Genomic DNA, 3,682 nt, shown 5'->3' with positions numbered 1-3,682 from the left:
ATCCGTCTGTCATCCGGCACCCCCCGAACAACTTCCGGCGGCGACCACTAGGAAATGGTTGCGACGCCCGGTGGGCTGAAACGACGGCCGGTGACCTTCTCGCTGATACCGGTGCGATCCAGGTAGGGCGTGATGCCACCGAGGTGGAACGGCCACCCGGCGCCGAGGATCAGGGACAGGTCCACATCGGCGGCTTCGGCGACGACGCCGTCGTCGAGCAGGATGCGGATCTCCTCGGCGAGTGCGGCCAGCGCCGCCTCCCGCACCTGCTCACCGGTCAGTACCGGGGTGTCACCGCCGGTCTGGACCCGCAGGAGCTCAGCCGCCTGTTGGTCGATCTTCCGTGAGTCTCCCGTCCCCGCGTGGACGTTGGCCCGGCCGGCGGCGACCAGCCGGGCAAGGCCCTCGGGCTTGCCGAAGCGGTCGGGATAGGCGGCGTGGAGGGTCTCGGCGACGTGGAGGACTATCGGCGGGCCGACCAGCTCAAGCAACGCCAGCGGGGACATCGGCAGGCCGAGGGGTTCCGGTGCCTGGTCGGCCTCGGCCGGGGGGGTACCGTTCTCGATCGCGCCGAGCACTTCGTCCATGAACCGGACGAGCAGGCGGTTGAGGGCGAACGCCGGAGTGTCGGTGGTGAGTACCGCGTTCTTCTTGAGTTTCTTCACGACCGCGAGGGTGGTCGCGATCGCCGCGTCATCGGTCTGCTTGCCTCGTACCACCTCGACCAACGGCAGCACGGCCACCGGGTTGAAGAAGTGCAGCCCGGCTACCCGCTCCGGATGCGTCAGCTCCGAGGCCATCGCGCTGATCGACAGCGCCGAGGTGTTGGTCAGCAGCAGGGCCGTCGGGCTGACAACCGCCTCCAGCTCGGCCAGCACCTTCCGCTTGACCGCGAGATCTTCGAACACGGCCTCGATGACGAGGTCGGCATCGGCGAACACATCCTTGGTCAGCGAGCCGGTCACGCTTGCCTTCAGCCGGGACGCCCTGTCCGGGGAGAGCTTCTTCTTGGCCAGCAGGTTGTCCATCTCGGCGTGGACGGCGGCCACACCGGCGTCGAGGCGGGTCTGGTCGATGTCGGTCAGGACGACCGGGACCTCCAGACGCTGGGCGAACAACGCCGCGAGCTGGCTCGCCATCAGGCCGGCGCCAACCACACCAACCTTGGTGACCGGGCGTGCCAGCGCCTTGTCCGGACCGCCGACCGGGCGCTTCGCCCGCTTCTGCACCAGGTCGAAGGCGTAGAGGCTGGCGACCAGCTCCTCGGTGACCGCGACGTCGGCGAGCGCGTCAGCCTCGGCCGCGAGACCAGCGTCGAGGTCGGCGGTCTCGGCGAGCTCGATCAGTTGCAGCGCACGGTATGCCGCGGGTGCCGCGCCGTGCAGCTTGGCGTCAGCCAGGGCACGGCCGCGGGTGACCGCGTCCGCCCAGGCCTGGCCGCGCCGCACCGGCGTCCGCGCGGCCGCCGGGTCGATCTCACCGCGGATGACCCGGCCGGCCCAGCGCAGTGCCTCCTCCAGAAAGTCCGCCGGTTCCAGCAGGACGTCCGCGAGGCCGAGCTCGGCCGCCTGACCGGCGTTGAGCATCCTGTTCTGGCTCAGCGGGTTCGCGACGGCGATGGTGACCGCGGTGTCCGCGCCGACCAGATTCGGTAGCAACTGGGTTCCGCCCCACCCCGGTACCAGCCCGAGGAAGACCTCGGGCAGGGCGAGCGTCCGGACCGCCGCGGACACGGCCCGATAGTCGCAGTGCAGTGCCAGTTCCAGGCCGCCGCCCAGCGCCGCACCGTTGACCAGCGCGAAGGTGGGCACTTTGCGGCCGTGCAAACGGCCCGCACCGATCCGGCGCATCGCCGCGTGCCCGAGTTCGCTGAACGCGTGGATGGCGGGCCGGACAGCCTGCGGATCGGTGAAGGAGGTCCGGAAGGACAGGTCGGCGCCGACGCTGAAGACGAACGGCTTACCGGTGACGGCGATGGCCGCCACAGCCGGGGCGTGCGTCTCGATCTCGTCCATGGCGGCGAGCAGGTTGCGTAGCCCGGCGGGGCCGAAGGTCGACGGCCGGGTGTGGTCCAGGCCGTTGTCCAGGGTGATGAGCGCGATCGGCCCGGCCACGTCAGGCAGCGTCACATAGCGGACGTGAGCCTGCGTCACCACTTCGCCCGGATACTCCAGGGCCGGCGTGTCGGTCGAGGTCATGCTGCCTCTCCTGTCCGGTCAGCCGCTTGCGAGGTGTTCGCGGCGGTGCCGAAGTGCGGGTTCGCCCAGATGGTCGTCGCGCCCATGCCGAGGCCCACGCACATGGCGGTGAGCCCGTAACGGACCTCTGGGTGCTCGGCGAACTGGCGGGCGAGCTGGGTCATCAGCCGCACGCCGCTGGCCGCCAGCGGATGCCCCAGGGCGATCGCGCCGCCGTAGGGATTCACCCGCGGGTCGTCATCGGAGATGCCGAAGTGGTCGAGGAAGGCCAGCACCTGGACAGCGAAGGCCTCGTTCAGCTCGAACAGGCCGATGTCGTCGATGGACAGGCCGGTGCGGGCCAGGGCCTTCTGGGTGGACGGGATCGGCCCGATCCCCATCACGTGGGGCTCGACTCCGGCGAAGCCGAAACCGACCAGCGACATCTTCGCCGTGAGGCCGAGCTCCTCGGCGACGTCCGCGGCGGCGAGCACGCATCCGGTCGCGCCGTCGTTGATGCCGGCCGAGTTCCCCGCGGTCACCCGGCCGTGGGGGCGGAACGGGGTCTTCAGACCGGCGAGCCCCGCCACCGTGGTGTCCGGGCGGGGTGGTTCGTCCGCTGTCACCAGCTCCCAGCCGCTTTCGGCGTGCCGGCCCGCGACCGGGACCAGATCAGGCTGGATCCAGCCGTTCGCGTATGCCTTGGCCACCTTCTGCTGGGACGCGAGCGCGTAGGCGTCCACCCGTGCTTTTGTGATCTTCGGGTAGCGGTCGTGGACGTTCTCCGCGGTCTGCCCCATGACCAGCGCGGATAGGTCGACCAGTTGTTCGGAGACGAAACGGGGGTTGGGGTCGACAGCTTCGCCCATCGGGTGGCGGCCCATGTGCTCGACCCCGCCCGCGATCGCGACGTCGTAGGCGCCGATGGCGATGGCCGACGCGGTGGTCGTGACCGCCGTGACCGCCCCGGCACACATGCGGTCGATGGCGTAACCGGGCACGGACCGCGGCAGACCGGACAGGATGCCCGCGGTCCGGCCGATGGTCAGGCCCTGGTCACCGATCTGCGTGGTGGCCGCGATCGCCACTTCGTCGATCCGTTCGGCCGGCAGCGACGGATTGCGTCGCAGCAGCTCACGGATGACCTTGACGATGAGATCATCCGAGCGTGTTTCAGCATAGACCCCCTTTGCCTTGCCGAAGGGGGTGCGGACACCGTCGACGAACACGACGTCGCGGACGGAGTCCCGGGCAGCTAGGAACACCTGTGCCTCCTGACAGCATTGCGGCGACTTCGGCCTCCGGCGGTGGCAAAAAATGATCGTGAAAAGCGATCGCACCGTCTTCGGCTCTGCGCGAGACCCGGACAAAGCCGGTGCCGACGTGGTTGCCGGCACACCGAAGCCTACGGCACTCTGTTACTCATGGGTAACCCCATACCCCGCTCCGCCGAGCTGACCGCGAAGCGGGGCCTTGGGCCTGCCGCGTCCCATCCGGTGCTACTG

At 69.7% G+C, this 3,682-nt stretch carries 2 protein-coding genes; both read right to left on the bottom strand.

All coding sequences use genetic code 11. The features are described from left to right. Positions 1-47: 47 nt before the first annotated feature. Positions 48-2,198, bottom strand: a complete 2,151-nt coding sequence (locus MJ785_RS15670; protein ID WP_239347187.1) for a 3-hydroxyacyl-CoA dehydrogenase NAD-binding domain-containing protein — start codon at positions 2,196-2,198, stop codon at positions 48-50. Continuing rightward, on the bottom strand, positions 2,195-3,442 hold the full coding sequence (locus MJ785_RS15665) for a thiolase family protein (protein WP_239312620.1): 1,248 nt from the start codon (positions 3,440-3,442) through the stop codon (positions 2,195-2,197). The genes MJ785_RS15670 and MJ785_RS15665 overlap by 4 nt, the downstream gene beginning before the upstream one ends. Positions 3,443-3,682 lie beyond the last annotated feature (240 nt).

Origin of the sequence: Protofrankia sp. CiT1, from assembly GCF_917627335.1 — a bacterium.
Taxonomy (GTDB): domain Bacteria; phylum Actinomycetota; class Actinomycetes; order Frankiales; family Frankiaceae; genus Protofrankia.
The sequence above is the reverse complement of the archived record's forward strand: the minus strand, read 5'-3'. Positions and strand labels throughout refer to the sequence as shown.